Origin of the sequence: Undibacterium sp. KW1, assembly GCF_009937955.1 — a bacterium.
GTDB lineage: Bacteria > Pseudomonadota > Gammaproteobacteria > Burkholderiales > Burkholderiaceae_D > Undibacterium.
In genome coordinates, this window is sequence record NZ_AP018439.1 from 5,691,852 (window position 1) to 5,712,274 (window position 20,423).

The 20,423-nt window shown below is 52.3% G+C and carries 20 protein-coding genes and 1 pseudogene; 8 read left to right on the plus strand and 13 right to left on the minus strand.

The window, feature by feature from the left end; all coding sequences use genetic code 11:
* Window positions 1-4: 4 nt before the first annotated feature.
* The 5 genes from UNDKW_RS25670 to UNDKW_RS25690 form a co-directional block, all read right to left on the minus strand.
* Window positions 5-991, minus strand: a complete 987-nt coding sequence (locus UNDKW_RS25670) for a DUF1839 family protein (RefSeq protein ID WP_162061068.1) — start codon at window positions 989-991, stop codon at window positions 5-7.
* Window positions 988-1,899, minus strand: a complete 912-nt coding sequence (locus UNDKW_RS25675; protein ID WP_162061069.1) for an amino acid--[acyl-carrier-protein] ligase — start codon at window positions 1,897-1,899, stop codon at window positions 988-990. The genes UNDKW_RS25670 and UNDKW_RS25675 overlap by 4 nt, the downstream gene beginning before the upstream one ends.
* Window positions 1,900-1,909: 10 nt before the next feature.
* Window positions 1,910-3,079 (minus strand): acyl-CoA dehydrogenase family protein, encoded by a 1,170-nt coding sequence (locus UNDKW_RS25680; RefSeq protein ID WP_162061070.1) that lies wholly within the window; start codon window positions 3,077-3,079, stop codon window positions 1,910-1,912.
* A 1-nt stretch (window position 3,080) separates the two neighbouring features.
* Window positions 3,081-3,320, minus strand: a complete 240-nt coding sequence (locus UNDKW_RS25685; RefSeq protein ID WP_162061071.1) for an acyl carrier protein — start codon at window positions 3,318-3,320, stop codon at window positions 3,081-3,083.
* A 344-nt stretch (window positions 3,321-3,664) separates the two neighbouring features.
* A complete protein-coding gene (locus UNDKW_RS25690; RefSeq protein WP_162061072.1) occupies window positions 3,665-4,873 on the minus strand; it encodes an ABC transporter substrate-binding protein in 1,209 nt (402 codons plus the stop codon).
* Window positions 4,874-5,056: 183 nt separating this feature from the next.
* On the opposite strand from UNDKW_RS25690, the gene UNDKW_RS25695 reads away from it, so the two are divergent.
* Window positions 5,057-5,890, plus strand: a complete 834-nt coding sequence (locus UNDKW_RS25695) for a Sir2 family NAD-dependent protein deacetylase (protein ID WP_162061073.1) — start codon at window positions 5,057-5,059, stop codon at window positions 5,888-5,890.
* 2 nt (window positions 5,891-5,892) lie between these two features.
* On the opposite strand, the gene UNDKW_RS25700 is transcribed toward UNDKW_RS25695, so the two are convergent.
* The gene (locus tag UNDKW_RS25700) at window positions 5,893-7,065 is read right to left on the minus strand and encodes an alpha-D-ribose 1-methylphosphonate 5-triphosphate diphosphatase (RefSeq protein ID WP_162061074.1); all 1,173 of its coding nucleotides are present in this window, start codon (window positions 7,063-7,065) and stop codon (window positions 5,893-5,895) included.
* Between the two features lie 280 nt (window positions 7,066-7,345).
* Between UNDKW_RS25700 and UNDKW_RS25705 the strand changes: the two genes are divergently transcribed.
* Window positions 7,346-8,230, plus strand: coding sequence for an amino acid ABC transporter substrate-binding protein (locus UNDKW_RS25705; RefSeq protein WP_232063112.1), 885 nt, complete (start codon window positions 7,346-7,348; stop codon window positions 8,228-8,230).
* An 18-nt stretch (window positions 8,231-8,248) separates the two neighbouring features.
* Window positions 8,249-8,926: a DUF1045 domain-containing protein gene (locus tag UNDKW_RS25710; protein ID WP_162061076.1), complete on the plus strand. Its 678-nt coding sequence runs from the start codon at window positions 8,249-8,251 to the stop codon at window positions 8,924-8,926.
* Between the two features lie 16 nt (window positions 8,927-8,942).
* Here the strand turns inward: UNDKW_RS25710 and UNDKW_RS25715 are convergent, their stop codons facing one another.
* On the minus strand, window positions 8,943-9,545 hold the full coding sequence (locus tag UNDKW_RS25715; RefSeq protein WP_232063113.1) for a substrate binding domain-containing protein: 603 nt from the start codon (window positions 9,543-9,545) through the stop codon (window positions 8,943-8,945).
* Entirely contained in the window at window positions 9,524-9,823 is a 300-nt protein-coding gene (locus UNDKW_RS30695; RefSeq protein ID WP_232063114.1) for a LysR family transcriptional regulator, read from the minus strand. Before UNDKW_RS30695 ends, UNDKW_RS25715 begins: the two co-directional genes overlap by 22 nt.
* A gap of 144 nt (window positions 9,824-9,967) precedes the next feature.
* Between UNDKW_RS30695 and UNDKW_RS25720 the strand changes: the two genes are divergently transcribed.
* From UNDKW_RS25720 to UNDKW_RS25735, 4 genes and pseudogenes are all read left to right on the plus strand, one after another.
* Window positions 9,968-10,612 (plus strand): NAD(P)-dependent oxidoreductase, encoded by a 645-nt coding sequence (locus UNDKW_RS25720; RefSeq protein WP_162061077.1) that lies wholly within the window; start codon window positions 9,968-9,970, stop codon window positions 10,610-10,612.
* A 20-nt stretch (window positions 10,613-10,632) separates the two neighbouring features.
* Window positions 10,633-11,462: pseudogene (locus UNDKW_RS25725) on the plus strand (MFS transporter).
* Window positions 11,463-11,561: 99 nt separating this feature from the next.
* Complete coding sequence (locus UNDKW_RS25730) at window positions 11,562-11,864, plus strand: hypothetical protein (protein ID WP_162061078.1); 303 nt, start codon at window positions 11,562-11,564, stop codon at window positions 11,862-11,864.
* A gap of 20 nt (window positions 11,865-11,884) precedes the next feature.
* Complete coding sequence (locus UNDKW_RS25735) at window positions 11,885-12,622, plus strand: alpha/beta fold hydrolase (protein WP_162061079.1); 738 nt, start codon at window positions 11,885-11,887, stop codon at window positions 12,620-12,622.
* Here the strand turns inward: UNDKW_RS25735 and bchE are convergent.
* Together bchE and UNDKW_RS25745 are read right to left on the minus strand one after the other, a co-directional pair.
* Window positions 12,619-14,196 (minus strand): magnesium-protoporphyrin IX monomethyl ester anaerobic oxidative cyclase, encoded by a 1,578-nt coding sequence (gene bchE, locus UNDKW_RS25740; RefSeq protein ID WP_197893025.1) that lies wholly within the window; start codon window positions 14,194-14,196, stop codon window positions 12,619-12,621. The genes UNDKW_RS25735 and bchE overlap by 4 nt on opposite strands.
* A gap of 36 nt (window positions 14,197-14,232) precedes the next feature.
* Window positions 14,233-15,624, minus strand: a complete 1,392-nt coding sequence (locus UNDKW_RS25745; RefSeq protein WP_162061080.1) for a CoA transferase — start codon at window positions 15,622-15,624, stop codon at window positions 14,233-14,235.
* 119 nt (window positions 15,625-15,743) lie between these two features.
* Here UNDKW_RS25745 and UNDKW_RS25750 point away from each other — a divergent pair, with 119 nt between their 5' ends.
* On the plus strand, window positions 15,744-16,961 hold the full coding sequence (locus UNDKW_RS25750; protein ID WP_162061081.1) for a citrate synthase family protein: 1,218 nt from the start codon (window positions 15,744-15,746) through the stop codon (window positions 16,959-16,961).
* 1 nt (window position 16,962) lies between these two features.
* On the opposite strand, the gene UNDKW_RS25755 is transcribed toward UNDKW_RS25750, so the two are convergent.
* The 3 genes from UNDKW_RS25755 to UNDKW_RS25765 form a co-directional block, all read right to left on the minus strand.
* Complete coding sequence (locus UNDKW_RS25755; protein WP_162043682.1) at window positions 16,963-17,196, minus strand: helix-turn-helix transcriptional regulator; 234 nt, start codon at window positions 17,194-17,196, stop codon at window positions 16,963-16,965.
* A gap of 7 nt (window positions 17,197-17,203) precedes the next feature.
* Window positions 17,204-17,791 carry a hypothetical protein gene (locus tag UNDKW_RS25760; protein WP_162061082.1) on the minus strand — a complete coding sequence of 196 codons (588 nt, stop codon included), beginning with the start codon at window positions 17,789-17,791 and terminating at the stop codon, window positions 17,204-17,206.
* 181 nt (window positions 17,792-17,972) lie between these two features.
* A complete protein-coding gene (locus UNDKW_RS25765) occupies window positions 17,973-20,363 on the minus strand; it encodes a TonB-dependent siderophore receptor (RefSeq protein ID WP_162061083.1) in 2,391 nt (796 codons plus the stop codon).
* Between the last annotated feature and the right edge of the window lie 60 nt (window positions 20,364-20,423).

Genomic DNA, 20,423 nt, shown 5'->3' on the forward strand with positions numbered 1-20,423 from the left:
CAATTCACTGGCCAGCCAAACTGTTATCGAGTGCTGTCATACCCTGTTGCCAATGCACCGCCAGTTGTTCCACCAGCGGTGCCAGGTCCACCGCCTTTTTACCCATGACAGCTCTGGCGGTTTTCAACAGCAGGGTCTTGGTGACTTCGGAAATGGCATCAAATTCCGTGGCTGCTGCCTCGAATTGCAAACCCTGGTGTTGCTGCAGCCAGCGCAGGTAATGCGCACCCAGACTAAAGCCTGCACCGAGTTGACGCAGGCAAGCAAAAGCATAGGCATGATAAGCCGCCATGCCCTCTTCTTTCAATTGCTCTACATCGCGGATAAAGACTGGCAGGAACAGGCTGACAGGGTTATTGCGCGGGCGCCTTGCCAGGTATTTGCGCAGGAGTGGCAAAGAAATCGCAGCCAGTTCTGCATCTGTTTTATTCTGTACCTGATCAAGGCGCACGAATTCGGCAAACAGCGGCATGAATGTCGCATCATGCGGCTTGCCTATCCTGAAGATTTCTACGAAATCTTCGCCCTGCAATTCATGATAGCTGCTGTTGTGGAAGTAACCGAGCTTTTGCTGTTCAAGATCGATTTCCTGTATCGCTATCGTGGTCTTGACGTGATTCGTGCGGTAGTCCGTACCTGCAGTATCCGGCAGGTAAAAGGAATCTGTCTCTGTCAGCACCAGGCGGCCACGGCCCAGTTGTACTGTGGCGTTATTCAGCAAGCCGCGCCATACATTGAGTTCCTGCACATCAATGCCATACAGGGCAAACAAGTCTTCATGCGGTGGTTTGTAAAACGTCCACTGATCACCATCAAAATCATTGGCAAAGACCATCGGCAAACATGCCAGCGGGTTTAGCCCTTGTGCATGCAAGACTTCTATCCAGACATCGATATAGCAATTGGTTTCTGCCCAGGCCCTGTCAGCACCATGCAGGGCATGAGGCTGATAGGTACTGGCAATAATCGGCTGTAAAGCGTGCAGGCTCATGACCACAATATGTCGCGGGCAGTTTGGGGCCAGTTCTCTGGCTGCATGCCATGCGTCTTGAACAAGGCCATGACTATACGTTCCAGACCAAAACCCAGGCAGGCGGTATGGGCCAGCTCACCATTCTGTTGATAAATCTCAAACAGTTTGCCGAAATGATCCTGGTGATAATTGAAGGAACATACCGCGGTCGGTTTGGCTTCGGAGATCACTGGCACCAGCACTTCAAACTTCAATTGCTGTTCACGCTGGTTGGCTGCCAGCATGCGGCCACCACGGCCAAAAAAAGGATCAGAGGCGACATCTGAACGCGCAGGCAAACCCAGGGATTTTAGAATATCCAGGCCACGCTGCAACCAGACATCGCGCCAGGCTACGACCATGTCAGGCGTGCCGACACGGACAAATTCACGCACGCGGAAAGACTGCATGCGGGTAGGCTCAGGCGAGGGCTCATTCCTGAACACCCAGTTTTGCATATCCACAAGACGGCCTTCTGCCGGAATAGTGCCGGTGAAGCTTGGATACACCGGGTAGCAGGCAGCGGGCGTCAGGCAGACTGCGGTCATGGTTTGCAGATGCGTCCATGGGCGGCCTTCATGAACGTTTTCCATGAGTTCTTTATGCTGTGCTTCATTGCCGGTAAAGCTGAAAATGGTACCCGCCAGTTGCGGGAAAGAATCCAGGTATTCACTACGTTCCAGCACCTTGCGGTCCAGACAGGGCGGGAAAGACATCTTGACCGCACCATCATTGGCAGCCACGCGGCTGACATAATCATCAAAACGGCGCAGCACATCTTCAAACACCGGGCCGCGGCCAAAAATGCCTTGTACGCCGACGGGAATGATATGCCCGGCAGCGACCAGGTCATCGGTCAGGCCTTCAGGAGAAAAATCGATAGACATGGTGTCCTTCCTAATCGTCTTTAAGTACCAGCAACAAATTGGCATTGGTCGCCAGGATGCGGTCATTGCCGACCATGATGGCGGCTGAATGAGCATCACGCAGATGGCGGCTCATGCTGAACTTGCTGTCGTTTTTGTAGCCAAGGATGCCGCAGATGGACAAGGCCTTGGTGACTATATTCGGCAATGCCTGGGTTGCATCTATCTTCAGGTTATTCATTTTCAGTGAATAACCCATGGAAGTCAGCGTACCAACCGCAGCATCATCTGCCACAGACAAAGTTTCATACTCGGTCAGGCAGGCCTGCACTGAAGTACGCAGGCTTTGCATCATACTGACCAGCTCAGCCAGGCGCAGCGCTGTCGGCGGTACGGTACCGGGATTGGCACGGGCCTGGCCACGTACAAAGGCCCTGGCTTTATTGACGGCCGCTGCCGCACAACCCATCCAGCAACCACCCCATAGCAGGTGCGATACCGGCACCACGGTTTGTGCTGACATGTCACCAAAGGGGACATCGATAATTTGCGCCACATCGCCAACAGAACTCATGAGGAAGGGCGGGCTACAGGTGCCGCGCATGCCCATGGTGTCCCAGCCACCTTTTTGTTCCAGCGTGTAATCGGCTTTGCGTACCAGTATCAATGATTGATCGCTATGGGCCGCATCAGGATTGCGTCTCGCAGTCACCAGTAAATCATCGGCCTGGGCACCATAAGAAATCGTGGTCGCATCCTTGACCAGTTTGAAGCGCTGGCCATCCACTTCGACCGCGCAATGACTGCGGCGCATTTCACCACCGACACCAACTTCTGAAGTTACAGAAGCAATCAGATACTGGTGCTGCACCAGTTCACGCAAATAATTCTGGTACCAGGGATTATCCATCGCATGACGGACTATGCTGATCACCTGTATCTGGTGCATGGCATAGATCATTGCTGTCGATGCGCATTCACGCGCCAGTATTTCTACGATCTGTACCAGCTCAGTCAGGCCAACACCCGCACCACCAAACTCTGCAGGCACGTAGGCACTGAGCAATTTCTCACGCTTGAGTGCAGTCACGGCTTCGATGGGGAAGCGCGCGTCCTGATCAACTGCTTTGGCATGGGGGGCGGCAAATTCTTTGGCGACCAGTCTGGCCGCCAGTATCATGGGAGTGGCCGGGTTATCCATATCATGCCGTCAATTCTTGTATCGCTGCATCGATGGCATTGATGCTTTCAAACACGCTGCGTTTGAGCATGCGGTCAGGGAATTCCAGATCAAAAGCATCTTCCAGAGCCAGCATGACATTCACGCTCGCATGTGATGTCATACCTGCTTCATACAGGTCAGCATTATCTGCAAGGCTATCAATATCGGCAGAAAATTTGCCATGCTCTTTTAATACCTGGCGTATCTGTTCTTTGCTCATGGTGACCTTTCTTATCATTTTTTAGCGAACAAATTTTTTCGAAATTAATTCGCAAATAATTCGCAAACGCGCTTGAACGGCACACCTGTCACAGGAAAAGAACTGAAGGAAAACATTCTCATCCATGGTCGCAATGAGACAGCAGCAGGCATGCCTTAAAGTTAACAGGATAGCCGAATGCCTATACAACCGAAGTTAAATTTGGTTACGTTTTACTTGCCGCAAAGAAAGAGAAAATACAGGAAACTCTGTACTGAAAATTGTCCACCCCACCTGCACCTGCAGGGGGCGGACAAAGAAAAACTTGAGGTCGGTATGTAGAATAAAACTGAAGAAAAAGCGATTTATTTGGTGCGCAGGATCAGGCTGTTATTGGCGTCTTCCTTGTATGCATACGAGACCTTGCCGCGCCTGATTTCTCCTATGAAAAGCATGTTTCTGACGACTGCTTCATGGTCGTTTTTCGAGAAGGGTTTTTTATAGCGTGAGATGACGGTAGAAGTAGCGTCGTACTTCATGTCTTCGAGTGCCATTTTGATCTTGTCACCATCCGTAGAATTTGCCTGCATGAGTGCCAGGGTCAGCATTCTCAGGGCATCATAAGTCTGTGCGGCTGATACAGCAGACGGGATGGATTTAACATTATTTATACGAAAGTAGTTGAGCACGAATTCATTACTACGGCTGCTGGCGTCATTTTCTATGAAGGTCACCGGCATGCGCGCACCCTCGGCATTATTACCAGCAAGTTCAACAAAGCTGCGTTGCGACAGGGTCCAGGAACCTGTCAGCGGCACATTGAACTTGATCTTGCTCATGCCATTGGCAACCATGGCAGCCTCAGAACTCAGGCAGTACAGCATGACCACTTGCGCACCAGCCTGCTTGGCCTTGGCCAGTTGTACGCTCATGTCCTGGTCGCCAACCTTGAAGCTCTCAACCGCGACGGGCGTGATTTTGCGATTTTGCAATTCAGCCAACAGGTTTTCCTTGCCAAAGCTGCCGTAAGGGCTGTCATCATGCAGGATGGCGATCTGGGTCAGCTTGCGCTTGTCAATGACGTCGGCCAGTATCACTGATGGCTGCAGATTATCACTGCCAGCGAGACGGAATACATAACTGTCAGGGATGGCTGGTGGCATGAATTGCTTGGTCACGGCAGCACCGGTGGCAACGCTGATGATGAGCGGCTTTTTACTTTCCTGGAAAACCTTGGCCGCCTGCAGCACCACGCCGGTATTGGCATAGCCGACGACGGCGACGACTTTTTCCTTGTCTATCAGTTCTTTTGCCATGGCAGCACCGATGTCAGGCTTGGCCTGGTCGTCACGCTCGACCAATTCTATGCGCCGCCCCATGACACCACCTATCTGGTTGATGTCTTGCAAGAACACCCTGGCACCACCCCGTATGCTTTCGCCCATATCGGTAGAAGACTTGCCGGTAAACGGGCCTATGATGCCTATGCGTATAGGCGCTTCTTCAGCATGAGAAGTCGCTGGCAAGGCCAGTATCAGAAAAAGTCCGGCTATGAGTGCAGAAGTAATACGCATACCTGAGTCTCCAAAATAATTGTCTGTTTGCAATAGTTTGCATCAACTTGGCCTGTTGAGTATCAGATTTTCATGCTTGCTTACAATTTTCAGACAGACTTGCCTGAAATTGAGAGAAATGGCACATTACACAGGCAAACTTGGCTTATTCGTCCATTGAAGCACCTTTCCCCAAAATTCATCATGCATCCAGCCCATCTGATACACCAGGCAGCAGAGCTCATCACCCAGGCAGACAGCCTGGTGATTGCGGCTGGTGCAGGCATGGGTGTCGATTCCGGCCTGCCTGATTTTCGAGGAAGCGAAGGCTTCTGGAAAGCCTATCCGGCGCTGGGCCAGGAAGCCATCCCCTTCTATGAAATTGCCAACCCGGCAGCTTTTCGCCGCCGTCCTCTGCAAGCCTGGGGCTTTTATGGTCACAGGCTGGCGCTCTACCGCCAGATCCGGCCCCATGCGGGCTTTGAGCTGCTCAGGCAATGGGGAGCCAGCAAACCCCACGGACTAAGCGTGTATACCAGCAATGTAGATGGGCATTTCCAGCAAGCCGGGATGGAGAATGCGCTGATCCATGAATGCCATGGCTCCATCCATTATCTGCAATGCCTGCTACCTTGCCGTGACAGCATCTGGCAAGCAGATCAGTTTATGCCAGAAGTCGATGAAGTCAATTGCCAGCTCATGAATACTGCACCGGTCTGCCCGCATTGTGGTGGCATGGCCAGGCCAAATATCCTGATGTTTGATGATGCTGACTGGAATTCACAAAGGCAGCAGCAACAGGCAGAGCGGCAATCAAACTGGCTGAGCAAGGTCAAACGTCCTCTGGTCATAGAAATCGGGGCAGGCACGGCTGTACCCAGCGTACGCAATTTCAGCCAGCGCATGCAAGCCCATTTTGGCTGCCGCCTGCTGCGCATCAACCTGCGCGAACCGCAAGTACAGTATGCCCAGGATGCAGGCCTCGCCATGGGTGCGCTGGAAGCACTCAGTGCGATACAGGCAGTGCTGCAGCAATAAACTCAGGCGATTTGCCTGCCGTCACGCCATGCAGCGATGACAACAGGCAAGTTATCCAGCATGCGCACGCGGATAAAATCTGCCTTCAACCCCACTGCGATCTCGCCCCTGTCATGCAAGCCCAGTGCCCGTGCAGGGGCACGGCTGACGGTGGCAATTGCCTTGGGTAAAGCATAGCCATCTTCCTGCAACATGAATGCTGCCTGCAGCAGACTGGCCGGTACATAGTCAGAAGACAGAATGTCGAGCAAATCATGCCTGGCCAGTTCGCTAGCCGAGACATTGCCTGAATGCGATCCACCGCGCACGCGGTTGGGTGCGCCCATGACGATGGCCAAACCTTGCTGCCGCGCCATTTGCGCCGCCAGCAGGCTGGTCGGGAATTCTGAAATACTGACGCCGTCAGCCACGCCTTCATGCACATGTTCTGCGGTTGTATCATCATGCGAAGCCAGCGGGATGGGGTGTGCATGTTGCTGGCATCGTTGGATGACGAGCTGGCGGTTTTCAGCCACATGCCGTTGCTGGCGTTCCAGCAATATGCCCAGCATCTTATCGACTTTCTGTTCACTCCAGCCGCGCTTGCCAGTGACATAAGTACGGTAATGCGCGAGGTCTGTCCATTGACGCTGGCCAGGCGTATGGTCCATCAGCGATACCAGTTTGAGCCTGTCATCCTGCAGGAAGGGAGAGAAAAGGTCCAAGAGATCCGGCTCTGCCAATTCCAGCCGCATGTGCAAAAAATGCTGAGCACGCAATAAACCAGCCTGTTCCGCGAGCCGCAGACCTTCTACGCAGGGTTTCAGGGTTTGCATGCGCACACTGTCAGGGTCGATGTCACCTACCGCTATTGCGTCAAGCACGGTAGTAATACCTGAGGCTGCGATTTGCGCATCATGCGCGAGTATCGCGGGCATCACAGGCCAGTGCACCTTGGGGCGTGGCATCAGGTGCTTTTCCATATTATCGGTATGTACTTCAACCAGGCCGGGCAACAGATAATCACCCTGCCAGTCTTCACCTGCAAGACCAGCTACACCATCAACCAGTTCGCTGATCTTGCCATGACGGACGAGCATGGAGCCACTAAACATATTATTGGCGGTGACGATGCGCGCGTTGCGTATTGTCAACATTGCGGTGGAAATGGGACTGGAATCAGGAGAAGAATTCATGGTGATAATGAGCTGTCGGTATGCCGTCACCTTAGCATGATTTTGCCCATGAGCCAGCAAGGCCAGACACAATTACAGGCTGTTCAGCAATCCATATCAAGAAAGCATCTTGTTAGCTGAATCATCACATTTAAGTAATATAATTTTACCTTTTTTACTAAATCTTGTTTAGCTGATACGCTTCAATTTCATACTTTGTCTTGTACCATGACTGTTACAGTCGATTTGCAAGATGCGTAAACTCTCGATGTTGATCACATAATAACGGGTGGAAAATATGATGCGAAAAGCAATTGGTGGCATGACCGCCATGATGTGCCTGGCCCTGCCCCTGCTGGCACAAGCAGGCGATACGATAGGCAAAATACGCAAAACCCAGACCCTGGTGATAGGCATTCGTGAAACCGCACCATTTTCTTATACGGATGAAAACAAGCAACCTCTCGGTTATTCGGTAGATCTTTGCATGAAGGTCGCAGATGCCATCAAAAAAGAACTCAAGATGCCAGCGATGAAGATACAGTTTTACTCTGTAGATTCAACGACACGCTTCAGTGCCCTGCTGGAAGACAAGATAGACCTGGAATGTGGCAGCACGACCAATAATGCAGAAAGACGCAAGAAAGTCGCATTTACGATTCCACATTTCTTTTCCAGCGTACGCGCTTTGGTGAAAGCCGACAGCGGCATCAAGAACTGGCCGCAATTACGCAACCGCACTGTAGTCACGACCAAGAGCACCACCACCGTCAAACTGCTCAATGACAGGAACGACACCAGCTCACTGAATATCAAACTGGTAGAAGGCAATAGCGACCAGGATTCATTCAGGATGGTAGAAGAAGGCAAGGCCGATGCATTCCCTATGGATGATGTCTTGCTGTACAGCCTGCGCGCAGAATCCAAGGCACCAGCATCCTTCGCCATTGTCGGCGACCCTCTGTCTATCGAGCCTTACTCCATCATGATGCGCAAGGATGATCCTGCATTCAAGAAAATCGTCGATAACGAGATGCTGAGGCTCATCCATGACAATGAAATCTACCGCATCTATGAAAAATGGTTTACCAAACCGATCCCACCGAAGAACATCAACATGAATATGTCCATGGGCTTCTTGCTCAGGGATTCTTTGCGCTTCCCTACGGATCAAGTTGCTGACTGATCTACGGTAAACATAGGCATGACAAGATATGCCCTGTATTTTGCCCCGGAAGCCAGATGGTGGCAGCAAGGCAGTAGCTGGCTGGGGCGCGATGCCGCCAGCGGCCAGTTACTAGCCCAGCCCACTATTGTCGGCCTGGATGCAGGCTTGCAACGACAACTGAGTAGCGACGCACGTCGCTATGGTTTTCATGCCACGCTGAAAGCACCTTTCCAGCTTGCAGAAGGTTTGGCAGAAGCAAACTTGCGCCAGGCCCTGCAAGAATTTTGCGCTCAGCAAAGCATCATCCAGATACACGCGCCACAGGTGCAATGGATGGGTAAATTCCTGGCCTTGCGGGCTACTGGCGACCAGACCGTGCTGAACGATTTCGCCTTTGCCTGCGTGCGCCACTTCGATCATTTTCGTGCGCCCATGAGTGCGGCTGAACTGGCGCGCCGTCAGAAGATGCCATTGACCGCCCGACAAAATGAATTGCTGCTGGAATGGGGCTATCCGTATACGGCAGAAGAATTCCGCTTCCATATGACGCTGACTGACCGGCTGGATGCAGGGGCAGTTGCAGACCGTCTGCATGCTGCCGCCATCCAGCATTTCAGTCTGTCAGAATCCTTGGTCATTGATGGCATTGCCCTGTTTATAGAGCCTGAAGCTGGCGCAGATTTTGAGCTGCTGGCGCGCTTTCCATTTGGCTGAATCGCGTTTATCCCCCTCACATTGCGTATCTGGCGACATGCTCAGCCAATAAGGCCAGCGCATGGCGCACCTTGGCAGGCTGCTCATCACGACGTGGCGTAATTGCATGCATCACCAGGTCAGGCAATTTCCAGTCCGGCAAGACCGCTACCAGGCTGCCATTCGCCAAAGCCTGGTGGTCATCTTCACTGACCGCAATGCTGATTCCCCAACCTGCCACGCATAGCGCATGCAGGGCAGTGACCTGGGTAGCCCTGATCCTGACTGGCAGCTTCATTTCAATGTTGGCCTTGTCTGGGCCTGATAATTGCAAATAACGGGTAGATGCGCCACCGAGCCAGACATGCTGCTCCAGGTCCTGAGGATGCTGCGGCCAGCCATGTTCATTCAAATAAGCAGGCGCAGCGCATAACTGGGCAGACATGCTGCCCAGCTTGCGTGCCACCAGACTGGAATCAGGCAAATTACCTACCCGCAGTGCAATGTCTATACGTTCATCAATCAGATTGACCACGGCATCATCCACCAGCAGGCACAAACTCAGTTTCGGGTATTTTTGCAGCGGTGCCAGCGCTTGCGCCAGCATGCCACCAAAGCCTATCGGTGCGGCGATACGCAATTCCCCTGCGGCTCATCCCTGTGGCGGGCCAGGGCCTGTTCGGCAGAACGGGCAGCAGCCACCATGGCGGCGCATCCTTCAAAGTAGCGTGCACCTGCTTCTGTCAGCGTCAGTTTGCGGGTTGAACGATGTAACAAGGACAAGCTCAGGTCAGCTTCCAGCGCCCGCAAATGCTGGCTGACTGCAGACGGCGTCATGCCCAGCTTGCGGGCAGCACTCGTCAGCGAACCCGCGGTAACCACTTCGGCAAACAGGGCCATGCGTTTGTACTGTTCCATCTTTACTCCCAGACAGGCCATCATTATGCCATCGATTTATTAGTGCAGCTTCACAGTGTTATTGATTTTGACTATCTATTCAAGAAATCATTAAGTATTCAAACTATGCATCACAAACTAAGCATACACACAAAGGAGTTTCAAATGAAAATCGCATTAATTGGCGGCACCGGTTTTGTAGGCACACCCGTTTTGGCCGAACTGTTGAGCCGCGGCCATGCAGTCACCCTGCTGGCACGTAACCCATCCAAAGTAGCAGCGCAAGCCGGTCTTACGGTGGTAAAGGCAGATGTACTCGATGCAGCACAGGTAACACAGGCGGTAGCGGGGCAAGATGCCGTGGTCAGCGCCTACAACCCTGGCTGGGGCGAAGCGCAAATCCACGACCTGTTCTTGCAGGGTACACAAGCCATCTTTACTGGCATCAAACAGGCAGGCGTCAAGCGTTTGCTGGTAGTTGGTGGTGCAGGCAGCCTGTTTGTCGCACCTGGCGTGCAACTGGTGGATACACCTGGATTCCCGGCGGAATATAAACAAGGCGCACTGGCCGCTCGAGAAGCCCTGAACCTCATCAAAAAAGAAGATTCACTGGAATGGAGCTTCCTGTCGCCACCGATAGGCCTGGCACCTGGCGAGCGTAGCGGCCAATACCGGATAGGCGCAGACAATCTGCTGCCCGGTGTTGCTGATGCACCTGCGGGTATTTCCGTGCAAGACCTGGCTGTCGCTATCGTGGATGAACTGGAAACGCCCAAGCATATTCAGAAGCGCTTCACCGTCGCCAATTAATTTTCTTCTGATTGCCTATCATGCCCAATGCAATTTCGACTACACCAGCATCAGTGAGTGCCAAAGCTGATGAAAATACTCAGCGCAAATTTTTATATGCCGTCACTGCACTGGGTTTGGGTGTATTCGCGATAGGCACAGGTGAATTCGCCATGATGTGCTTGCTGCCTGAAGTGGCCAAAGACCTGGCAGTATCCATACCAGAGGCTGGTCATGTCGTCAGTGCCTATGCCTTTGGTGTGGTCATCGGCGCCCCCATGTTTGCCGTGCTGACAGCCAGTTGGCCGCGCAGGACTTTGCTGCACTGGCCAACAAGCAGGTCTGGTTGACGCTGGGCATAGGCGCGGTCGGATTTGGTGGTATGTTTGCCGTGTTCAGCTACATCAAACCGATACTTACGGAAGTTACCCACATGTCGGCCAGCGTCATCCCTTTGATACTGTCACTGTTTGGATTAGGCATGGTGGTGGGCAGCATGCTGGGTGCGCGTCTGGCGGATAAGAACCTGCTACGTTCCATCGCAGTACTGTTAATGTGGAATGCATTGGTTTTAGGTGGTGCTTCTTTCGCGATGGCCTACACAATATCAGCAATCATCTGGGTATTTTTACTAGGCACCCTGGTTGCCATCGGCCCAGCCTTGCAGATACGCTTGATGGACGTGGCTGGTGATGCACAGACCCTGGCCGCTGCCTTGAATCACTCTGCATTCAATGTCGCCAATGCACTCGGTGCCTGGCTGGGTGGCGTGGTCATCACGATGGGATATGGCTGGACCTCAACCGGCTGGCTGGGCGCATTGCTGGCACTGGGTGGGCTGGCTGTCTTTGGATTGTCGATCAAAAAATGAGATGAGAAAATAAGTGCAGTATTCAGCCACCTCAAAAGCAGGCTAGAATGAGAACAGGGAAATGGCATAAAGTCAGGTTCACTATTTTCAGAGGTGCACATGTCCATCACACCAGAACAACTGCAAGAACTGATGAAAGAAGTGGAGCAGGAAGATCCGATAGATTTTGCTGACCTGCCCTTTGAAGAAGATGAGCTGCGCGCCATCACTGCCCAACATCTGTGCGGCATGGCAGATGCGATGGAAAACTTCAGCAATGAAGACAGGCAGGTCACCTTGCTGGCAGTCGCAGCAAAACTGGTGCTGGAAAATCTGGTCCTGCATGTGCAGTTATTGCGCCAGCATGACATACCACTGAGTCAGCAAGTCAGCAGCCTTTTGCAAAACATCAAAAAGAAATAGATCATTCACCATTAAACCGCATGCCTGAATCCACACTCGCTGATACCAGACCAGCACGCCAGTTCCTGCTCATCCCCGGCTTCATGTGTGATGCCAGTTTATGGAAGTTCATGTTGCCCGGACTGGAGCAACTGGGACAAGTGCATTTCGCCGATTTGAATGAGGGCAACAGCATAGAGGATATGGCAACACGCCTTCTCCCGGCATTGCCAGACAAGGCCATCATTATCGGTTTCTCCCTGGGCGGCTATGTCGCACGTCATCTGGCCTGGTTGGCGCTTCAGCAAGGCAAAGCAATAAATGGCCTGGTCTTGCTGAACACTTCAGCGCGCGCCAGCACAGCAGATGAAGACAATAAAAACCGTCAGCAAATCAAACTGCTGGAACACTATCCCTACAAGGGCCAGACCATGACAGCCCTGCGCCGCGCCCTGCATCCACAGCGTCAGGATGATGCTGTCATGCTGGCCCATTTGCAAGCCATGTCACTGACGCTTGGCAAGCAGATCTTTTTGCAGCAACTGTCCGTCGTGCGTGCAGATGGTCATCATGAGCTCACTGAAATTGCCCGTCCTGCGCTGGTCGTCGCCAGCAGGAATGACCAGATGCGCACATTGGCAGAATCAGAAAAACTGGCCAGCGGTTTGCCATATTCCAGCCTGCGTATCGTTGAAGATTGCGGTCACATGTCGCCCTTGGAAAAAGCACCGGAGCTGATCACTGTGCTGGACAGCTGGCTCAAGCGCAGCAGACTTTAACTCACCGAACCGGCCTTGATCGCAATCACCTTTTTCTTTTTCTTTGCCAGTGCTTCTTCATTTTCATGCAAAGATGCTCCCCAGAACTTTGCGAGGCTGGGACCATTCTTGATTTGCCTTGTTTTAAACAGGTATTCAGCAATTTCATGGAACCATACGCGCCTGCCCATCCTGGTATACCAGCGCATGGCATGGGCAAATGCCGGGTCGCGGCCACTGAGTATGCGCCAGATTGCTTTTGGCCTGGCCTGCATGATGACTTCCATGGTTTTTACCCACAGTATCACGCGCCAGGGCGGTACTTTATTAGTGGCCAGTACCTGATGCTTGTAATCCCATTTGCGGGTATCGGTCTGTATGACGCGACGGTTTTCCACGGTAGGGAAATAAGGTGTCCAGCGGTGTGGTGTCACGTACAGCATCTGTATCTGATCGGGGTCGTAGCGCAATAAATGTTTTAATGAACGCCAATAGTCAGCATCGGTTTCTTCTTCAAAGCCCACCACATAGGTCGCCATGGAGACTATGCCATGCTGGCGCAGCAGGCGTATCGCTTCCTGGTCTTCGCTGGTGGTGCCACCTTTCCTGATATTTTTCAGTACCGCCTCGTCATAACTTTCTATACCAAGCAAGAAGCGTATGACACCTGCTCTTTTATACAAATGCAGGATATCGGCATCCCGTACGATGTCACCGGTGCGAGTCGAACCTACCAGTGTCAATGGTACGTTCTCGACAATCAGGGCTTCCAGAAAAGCCTTCCAGGCTTTGCGGGAACCAGTCGGCAATTCATCGGCGAAATTGATCAGCTCTACCCCATGTTCGCGATAGAGGCGTGCCAGTTCCTGGGCAAACTTGACAGGATCACGGTGACGCCATTGCGTCCAGAAACCACGCTGTCCACAGTAGCTGCATAGATAGGGGCAACCACGGGAAAACTGCACGACCACGGCGCGCATATTACCCCAATAGGAATAACGGCTATGGTCTATGAGTTCCCAGCCGACGCGATAATCATCAAGCTTTTCTATCATGGCCGCAGCGGGCGTGGCAAAGGGCAGGCCATCAACGCGCAGGGCAATGCCATCGACTGCCTGCACGTCAGCGCCTGCGCTGAGGGCTTGCACCAGCAAAGTAGTCGTCCGCTCACCCTCACCCTTGACGATATAGTCAATGGCGGCACACTCATTGAGTACGTCTTCCCAGTGATAGGTAGGAAAAACACCACCATAAATCAGGCTGATATGTGGCATGCGCTGCTTCAGCATGCCTGCCAGTTCAACGATAGTGACATGCACGGAAGTAGAGCCGGAATGTCCCATCATGATGATATCTGGCTGCGCAGCGACCGCATGAGCAAGGATAGCTGGCAAAGGCATGGGGCCAAATTCAGCATCCAGCAATTCCACCTCAAAGCCAGCATCTATCAAAGGCCCACCGACGCTAAGCAAGCCTAGCGGCGGCAATTGCTCACGCGGTATGCGGCTTCCTATGGCAGTATGCGGAGGATTGATCAGCAGTATCTTATTTGCTGGCTGCGGTCTGGCTTTGAATGGCAATATATTGTTGTTCACCGTGATGTCTGTAGCTGAGTGGTCTTGCGCTACATTTTACATCCACACTGCCTGGTGCTGCCCCAATACTGGTGCGGGCAATTCAAAATGCGCGGGTGTCACGCTCATTTTTTCTACCGGCGCAATCGCCTGCACTTCTCCAAAACCTGAACTGGATGTCTGCAAGAAAGCAGCGATTTCTTCGGGCCGCAATTCTGCAGCATTTTCATGCAAACCACGTCTATGCATGGCTTGCAACCAGCGCCCTGTCTGTGCCAGCGATACCCTGACTTGCCAGCTACCACCTTCAACAGCACGTTTTTGCAGGGCCAGCATGGTCGCATACGCCAGCAAATAACCAGTTGCGTGATCGAGTGCCTGAAAGGGTAGCTTGCCTGGCGCTGCATTGCCTGCTGCCTTGCCTTCTGCATCGGCAATGCCGCTTGCAGATTGCACCAGGCTGTCAAAGCCACGCCGGTTTGCCCAGGGGCCGACATGGCCATACGCCGACAGGCTGACATGTATCAAGCCCGGATGCAATGCACATAATTCTTCCGCAGAATAACCGAGACCAGCGATAGCGCCGGGGCGGTATGCCTGCATGAAGACATCCGCACCACGTATCAGTTCATGTAGTTTTTGCCGTGCATCAGCGTTTCGCAAATCCAGTTGTGCTGAACGCTTGCCACGGCCAGTATCCAGCACCAGCGGCATGATATTGGGCAGATGTGCGGCACTGATCGCCAATACATCAGCACCATGTTGTGCCAGTGTACGCGCACCTACGGGTGCTGCAATCACTCTCGACAAGTCCAGCACACGCACACCACCCAGAGGGCGCTGCCCGCCTTGCTGACCTATAGGTACGACGGGGCCATCAGCTATCTTCCTGACTTCAAATAACGGCAGTTCAGCGATAGCCTGCGCCTGCGGATGTGCCTGCCATGCCTGCTCTGTACGTATCATGGCGGCACACATGTCTGCATCAGCAAGTACCTGTTCCAGCTCAGCCGCTTTCCAGCCTGCAATGGCTTTGGCGACTGCGGCGCGGTCTTCGGCACATTCCAGGATCGCCAGTACACCATCACGATGATGCGGAAAATTGGTATGCAATTGTATCCAGTGGCCATCTCCGGCCTGGTAATAACCAGCAATCTTGCTCCATGGGTCATCAGCAGGTTTGCCATTGATGCTGAGATAACGGTCGCTCTTGAACATGGCCAGAGCGTGGCGTCTGTCAATCTCGATTTTCTGTGTAGCGCCACCGCGTGCCTGCCATAGTTGCGCAGCCATTAGCGCTTGTACGGCTATGCTGGCAGCGGACACATCACCGACCGGAAAAGTTGATGGCAGTTGCGCGCCATCACCGCTGAATGTTACCTGCTGCAAAGCCTCAGACTCACCACCGCCCATTTCCCACAAGGATGCCAATAATGCTGCTGCCGACATGATGCTCTCCCCAATAAATTCAAATTAGCGCACAATGCGATAAACCGTCCATGCAGGCAGTCTAGGATCTGTGTGTGGACATGGTCAATCTTGATTCTGCCTATCAATATAAATTAATCGTGGATAACACCCTCACTGCCAGACAAGCTGCCGAGTTGCTCGGCATCAGCCTGCCGACCTTGTATTCCTATGTCAGCCGCGGCTTGCTGCAATCGCACCAATCCCAGGGACAAAGAGCGAAACGTTATCTGAAGGAAGAAGTATTGCGTCTGCTGGCCCGCACCAGTGATAGCAAGCGCGCAGGCGGTGCAGCAGAATCAGCGATAGACTGGGGGGTGCCCGTCCTTGAATCCAAAATCACGCAGGTGACTCATGGCAAGCTGTATTACCGTGGTCACGCAGTTGATGCCCTGGCAAGCACACATACGCTGGAACAAGTCGCACTGATTTTGTGGGACAGCAACATCCGCCCCGATCTTCCTCAAACTTGTTTAAATGACCTGACTACGCTATGGCCAAAACTGCTGGACTTGACGTCGCACCTTCCCCCCTACGAAAGAGCCATCTGCATCTTACCCCTGCTGACTAAAACAGTAGAGGACATACCAGACATGCATACTCACCAAAAGGCCATGTTATGGATGCACCTGACCGCAGCAGCACTATTGGGTATCGCACCTGACTATCAGGCATTTCATCAAAAACTTGCGGCAGCATGGCAGTTGAATGAGGATCAAACAGAACTGGTACGCACAGCCCTGGTTGTCAGTGCTGATCATGAATTGAATGTATCGACGTTTACCGTGCGTTGCGTTGCCTCTGCGGGTGCAAACATGGGCATGGCATTAGTGGCAGGGCTGGCGGCGCTCTCGGGCCCAAAACACGGTGGTGAAAGCCTGCACGTCAGCCGCATGTTGCGTGCTGCACTGGCGACATCGCCAAGTGACATAAGCAGCTTCTTGTCAAAACGCCTGATTAAGCATGATGCGCATGAGCATTTCTCACCCAGGCTGCCGGGTTTTTCTCATCCGCTTTACCCTGATGGCGACCCGCGCGCTGCGCTGCTGATGAACATGCTGGACAGGACCAGGCATGCAGGCTTGTTTGCAGTTACAGACATGGCAGAAGACCTGACAGGGCAACAACTGAATATAGACTTTGGCCTGGTTGCAGTTGAAATTGCCTGCCAGTTACCACCAGGTACAGCGCAAATCCTGTTTGCGCTGGGTCGCACAGCGGGCTGGATAGCCCACGCGATGGAACAGGTAGAAACTGGCCAACTGATACGCCCGCGTGCCAGGTATGTGGGCAAGTTTCCTGACACTGGTGCCGTATAGATCAGGGTTCTGTAGCAGGTAGATTGGGCTCATCTGGCGTATAAGCCAGGATATCGCCAGGCTGGCATGCCAGCACTTCGCAAATTTTTTCCAGGGTATCAAAACGTATCGCCTTGGCCTTGCCGGTTTTTAAGACGGACAGATTTTGTGGCGTAATATCGACGAGTTCAGCCAGGGTATTCAAACGCATCTTGCGCTGGGCGAGGACGACATCCAGATTAACGGTAATAGGCATGGCGTCCTCAGATGGTCAGTTCAGCTTCTTCATTGAGATCGACACCTATTTCGAGTGACCAGAGCAAGAGCAGAAAAAATCCTATCCAAGTCAGTTGATCTAATATGCGACCAAGAAAATGGCCTATATCACCAGTACCACCAGCACTTGGATAGATATAACTAAAAATGATGGAGAGAAAATCTATGCCTAGTGCTGAAGCTACAAGTATCAAGTTGATATTGAACGCTCTTTTTGCATGAAAGATGGCCTTCTTGTTAAAAATTTCTCCGTCATGAAAGCAAGTCAGCAATTGATTGATATGGACGAGTACTCTCCCCACCACAGCGCACCAGGCGAGCCAGACAAGTCCTGCAACCACCTTTAACTGCAAGCTCAGGCCGTCTTTCAGCAGCGAGAAAAAGCCATCATCCACTGTTGCAGCTCGTGCCAGGTATCCGACCACAGTTAAATCGCCGGAAGATACCGTCATCAAGAAAATAGGGAAGCCAATGGCACCAATAGCAATGATGGCCATTAGAGCAACCGTCAGGAAAAGAAAATACCTGCTCAACTTGCGAATATTGGCAATCCTGGCATGTTTCTGAACTTGCATTTTGAACTCCCGATTGAATTGATGATGTGAATTTTACGCCATAAATTTCGAAATGCAATATTTATTTATCGTTTATCGGTAAATAAATGCCGAAATATAATAAACCACAAGAATCAGAGAGAAAAAAGAAAAAGGGCTGCATGAAGCAGCCCTTAACAAAAAACCAGTTCAAATCACATCATTACCAGGCGTAAGCAGCCTTCGCATAGTAGTAACGGCCATTGAAGCCATAAGGCGAGAACGTGGAGTAAGGCAGCGTTCCGCCAGAATTCAAATTACCTGCCGATGTCACCTGGTCTGGATATTTGTCAGTCAGGTTATCGACACCGGCACTGATAGTCCATTTACCCAGTTTGACGCTGGCAGCCAGGTCCAGCACAGTATTGGCACTGTAAGTCTGGTCCAGGCTCACATTGTTTTGCGGCGAGACAAAGCTGCCATAGCGGGTGGCCAGTCCATGGATATTCCAGTTGGCAAAGGCATAGTCAGCAGAGATGCTGAATTTGTCTTTTGGTGTTGCCTCGGTTGCGCGGTTGATGGTTTGCCTATCTATCAGCAAGAGATTGTTTTGCGTCAAAATTGCAGGGTTGGCGGCGACATTTTTGACTGTCGTGTCATTGTGATTGTAGGCCACGGTAAAGCCCAGCTTGTCCGTGCCAGACAGCGGGATCTGATAAGAACCAACCACATCAACACCACGGGTTTGGGTATCCAGCGCGTTGGTGAAATAACGTGCCGCACCAACCAATACGCCTTGCTGCGCCAGTACACTTTGTAAAGCTGCAGGCAAGACCAGATTACCTGAGTACAGGATGCGATTATCAATATCGATCTGGTAAGCATCTACGCTCAGGGTCGCATTCTTGCTTGGCTGCACGACTGCACCCAGGCTGTAATTGCGTGATTTTTCTGCTTGCAACGGTACAGCACCCAGGGCTTTGGCAGCAGCCGTGGCAACACCAAATGTACCGGTATCCACCAATTGCGATGTACCGTTGATGGTGATCAGGTTGGTCGTGGATATCGTGTAATTCTGTTGCGCCAGCGAAGGCGCACGGAAGCCATTTGACGCCGCAGCACGCAAGGCAAATTCTTTGGTGAATTCAAAACGACCAGACAATTTTCCAGAAGTGACACTGCCAAAATCGCTGTAGTTTTCATGACGCAAGGCCAGCGAAGCACTCAGTTGCTTGCTCAGTTCAGCTTCGATATTGGCATAGATGGATGCACTGTGGCGGCTAAAGCTGCCTGCATTCGAAGGCTGGAAACCAGAGAAACCCTGGGCACCACTACCGAAATAAGAATTCGCTTCACCCGCACCAATTTCATATTGGTCGCGACGGTATTCTGCACCAACGGCCAGCGTCAGCGGATTCGCCAGACCGGCAAATTCAAATTCTTTCGCTGCATCAAAGTTTGCCAGGGTCTGAGTATTTTTCAACTTGCCGGCATAAAATTTCGTCGGGCTGGTAGCCCCCAGGCTGAGGTTGACAGTATTGTTGACGTCAAGGCTAAATTCGCTGGAACCATAATTGACACTGGCATCCCAGCGCCAGCCATCGTTACGGCCCTTGATACCGCCGACGACAGACACATCAGTATTCGTACCAGCCTCATTCGGCAGGAAGCCATTTGGATACAGCGAGGTGCGCAAAGTCGTGCCTGTGGTATAGGCCGTGCGCCAGGTCGCAGCAGCATCGGTACTGCGGCGGCTGTAGTTGGCAAAGCCATACAATTCCAAGTCTGTCGCCAGTGCCAGCGAGGCATTGGCACCCAGATTGGTTTGTTGCAGTTTGGGGTCACCCTGTACCTGGTTGACCCTGCCATACAAAGGTTCTAGCGGATTACGGAAATCAGCACCGGCGCGGTTGGTTTCATTCTGGTTGCGCTGTTCTGCGGTAAAACGCGTCCAGCCCTTGTCGCCCAATGCCGTGCCAAAGTTGGCACTCAAACTGGCTTGTGTGCCATCTCGTTTGCTGTACTGACCGCCGCCAAACTGCACTTCGCCACCATTCGCCCCTTTTTTGAGGATGATGTTGATGACACCAGCAATCGCGTCTGAACCATATTGCGCCGCTGCACCATCACGCAAGACTTCTATCTTTTCAATCGAACTGATAGGGATAGTATTCAAATCTGCCGGTGAAGAACCTCGCCCCGCCGTGCCATTCACATTTACCACAGCCGAGGTATGCCAGCGCTTGCCATTCACCAGCACCAGAGTCTGGTCAGGCGACAAGCCGCGCAATTGCGCCGGGCGGCTAGCGGATGTACCGTCTGCCACTGCAGGACGAGGGAAATTCAAGGAAGGCAGCAAACGGCTCAATACCGCTGCCAGCTCACCAGAGCCTGTCGATTGCAAATCTTTGGAAGTTAATATATCAACCGGTGCTTCAGAGTCAGACACGGTACGCTTGATGCTGCGCGTGCCAGTCACAATCACAGTATCTGATTGTGGCGGGATAATTTCTTGTGCCTGTGCAGAAAAGGCAGCCAGCAAGGCTGTTACCAGTAAAGCATTACGCCTTTTTGGTAAAAGTGAAGATGGTGTGGAATATGATGCTGTACTCATGCGGTATCTCTTTCTATGCCAATGAACTTTAGGTTGAACCGATATTACTTCCTTGTGCAT

Coding starts and splice junctions, on each gene's coding strand:
- UNDKW_RS25670 (WP_162061068.1), bottom strand. CDS start 991: ATGAGCCTGCACGCTTTACAGCCGATTATTGCCAGTACCTATCAGCCT.
- UNDKW_RS25675 (WP_162061069.1), bottom strand. CDS start 1,899: ATGTCTATCGATTTTTCTCCTGAAGGCCTGACCGATGACCTGGTCGCT.
- UNDKW_RS25680 (WP_162061070.1), bottom strand. CDS start 3,079: ATGGATAACCCGGCCACTCCCATGATACTGGCGGCCAGACTGGTCGCC.
- UNDKW_RS25685 (WP_162061071.1), bottom strand. CDS start 3,320: ATGAGCAAAGAACAGATACGCCAGGTATTAAAAGAGCATGGCAAATTT.
- UNDKW_RS25690 (WP_162061072.1), bottom strand. CDS start 4,873: ATGCGTATTACTTCTGCACTCATAGCCGGACTTTTTCTGATACTGGCC.
- UNDKW_RS25695 (WP_162061073.1), top strand. CDS start 5,057: ATGCATCCAGCCCATCTGATACACCAGGCAGCAGAGCTCATCACCCAG.
- UNDKW_RS25700 (WP_162061074.1), bottom strand. CDS start 7,065: ATGAATTCTTCTCCTGATTCCAGTCCCATTTCCACCGCAATGTTGACA.
- UNDKW_RS25705 (WP_232063112.1), top strand. CDS start 7,346: ATGCGAAAAGCAATTGGTGGCATGACCGCCATGATGTGCCTGGCCCTG.
- UNDKW_RS25710 (WP_162061076.1), top strand. CDS start 8,249: ATGACAAGATATGCCCTGTATTTTGCCCCGGAAGCCAGATGGTGGCAG.
- UNDKW_RS30695 (WP_232063114.1), bottom strand. CDS start 9,823: ATGGAACAGTACAAACGCATGGCCCTGTTTGCCGAAGTGGTTACCGCG.
- UNDKW_RS25720 (WP_162061077.1), top strand. CDS start 9,968: ATGAAAATCGCATTAATTGGCGGCACCGGTTTTGTAGGCACACCCGTT.
- UNDKW_RS25730 (WP_162061078.1), top strand. CDS start 11,562: ATGTCCATCACACCAGAACAACTGCAAGAACTGATGAAAGAAGTGGAG.
- UNDKW_RS25735 (WP_162061079.1), top strand. CDS start 11,885: ATGCCTGAATCCACACTCGCTGATACCAGACCAGCACGCCAGTTCCTG.
- UNDKW_RS25745 (WP_162061080.1), bottom strand. CDS start 15,624: ATGTCGGCAGCAGCATTATTGGCATCCTTGTGGGAAATGGGCGGTGGT.
- UNDKW_RS25755 (WP_162043682.1), bottom strand. CDS start 17,196: ATGCCTATTACCGTTAATCTGGATGTCGTCCTCGCCCAGCGCAAGATG.
- UNDKW_RS25760 (WP_162061082.1), bottom strand. CDS start 17,791: ATGCAAGTTCAGAAACATGCCAGGATTGCCAATATTCGCAAGTTGAGC.
- UNDKW_RS25765 (WP_162061083.1), bottom strand. CDS start 20,363: ATGAGTACAGCATCATATTCCACACCATCTTCACTTTTACCAAAAAGG.